The sequence below is a fragment of the Bacillus sp. mrc49 genome, assembly GCF_002803435.1.
The window spans coordinates 1-1,913 of the sequence record NZ_PHNG01000521.1 but is presented as its reverse complement, the minus strand read 5'-3'; the positions used below and the strand labels follow the sequence as shown (position 1 = coordinate 1,913).

Below are 1,913 nucleotides of genomic sequence, written 5' to 3'. Positions count from 1 at the left end.
AAAAAAAAGAATGCTATAGTCCATGTTCAAAAAATTATGCCCGTAGACAGCTCGGTAATGGAGTTGTCTGCGGTTTTTTGTTTTTAAGATCCGGTTGTTTCGTTTCATTCCACTTAGCGTGATAAAGAGAGGAAGTTTGATGTTTACCATGTTTTGGATTTGTCCTTTATCAGTTCCGTTTCACAGCAGGGGCTTAGCTTTTCGCGGGCGGAGGACATGTGGATAGCCCCGGTTTTTTCTACAATCTGGGTCCGGCATCCAGGACTTATGCTTTAGTAAAACTATGATAAAGTAGCAAAATGAAGAAATTGGTCATACAAATTCCCCCATTCCCCTAATATTTTGATAAACTATACGTATATCATTCTAACTATTCATTAGGAGGAAATCATGAAGAAACTGGCTTTAGTTTCCAGCTTATTGTTGATGAGCGTACTGTTCCTGGCCGGCTGCTCGGATGAGCCAAGTCCGGAAGAGCGCTTTGCGGCATACACCAAACTTTGGAATAAACAGGATTTTACGAAGATGTATGAATATTTGTCACCTGAAACGAAGAAAGAAATCAGCGCGGATGAATTTGCGGAGCGTTATGAAAAAATCTATAAGGGCATAGAAGTGGACCAGTTAAAGGTGAATTATAAACAGCCCAAAGAAGAAAAAAAGCATAAAGATGGAGAAGAAGTAAATCTTGCTTATACCGTTGATATGTCAACGATGGCAGGGGAGGTCAATTCCGATCATCAGGCGACCCTTATCAAGGAAGGGGAGGGTGACCAGGAGAATTGGTACATTAAGTGGGATGAAAGCTATATATTCCCCCAGTTGAAAGCTGGTGAAAAGATATCGGTTCAAACCTATCCAGCCATTCGCGGGGAAATTGTCGACCGGAATGAGCGCGGACTTGCCATGAATGGCACGGTCTCGGAAGTGGGGATTGTGCCAGAGAAAATGACTAACGAAACCGAAACGGTCAAAAAGGTCGCTGGTATGCTTAATATGTCCACTGACGAGATAGATAAGAAGTTAACGCAATCTTGGGTAAAGCCAGGTTATTTCGTGCCCATCAAGAAAATGTCCAGTGATAATACGGCAGCATTGGAAAAGCTATTGGCGATTCCTGGGGTATCGGTCAATAATACGGAAGCCCGGATCTATCCATACAAAGAATCTACGGCCCATCTCATCGGATATGTCGGTGCGGCATCTGCCGAAGATTTGGAGAAATTGCAAGGTAAAGGGTATACCGCAAGCGATGATATAGGCAAGCGCGGTCTTGAGGAAGTGTTGGAAGGTCGCTTGAAAGGAAAGCCAGGAGGCAAGATCTATATTAGAACAGAAGCTGGCGAAGAAAAAGTGATTGCTGAAAAGCCTGCTGAAGAGGGAGAAACGATTACATTAACCATCGATGCGGAGCTTCAAAAGGATATCTTCAAGCAATATAAGAACGAAGCTGGATCAGCAACGGCTCTTGATCCGGTAACGGGCGAAACGCTTGCACTTGTATCAAGTCCCTCCTTTGACCCCAATAAATATATTTTTGGGATAACAAAGGAAGAGCAGAAAGCGCTGGAGGAAGATTCCCGGAAGCCATTGCTTAATCGCTTCAGTTCGACCTTCGCACCGGGCTCGACGATAAAGGCCCTCACGGCGGCAATCGCCTTGAAAAATGGAGTCGATCCGAACGAGGCGATCAAGATCCAAGGGAAAACGTGGGCTAAATCGACATGGAAAGACCATTCGATCACAAGGGTCTCTGACCCGGGTGTCCCCATTGATATGGAGAAAGCATTAATTTATTCGGATAATATTTATTTTGCCCAGAAAGCATTGGGGCTTGGTAAGGAAAAATTCACAAGCGGACTCAAAGCATTTGGTTTCGATGAACCATTGAACTACGATTATCCGATCAAAGC

At 44.1% G+C, this 1,913-nt stretch carries 1 protein-coding gene; it reads left to right on the top strand.

Going from position 1 to position 1,913, the window contains the following annotated elements; genetic code table 11:
• Positions 1 to 390: 390 nt before the first annotated feature.
• The coding region (locus CVN76_RS05070; RefSeq protein ID WP_100530507.1) for a penicillin-binding transpeptidase domain-containing protein at positions 391 to 1,913 on the top strand (1,523 nt) is incomplete at its 3' end.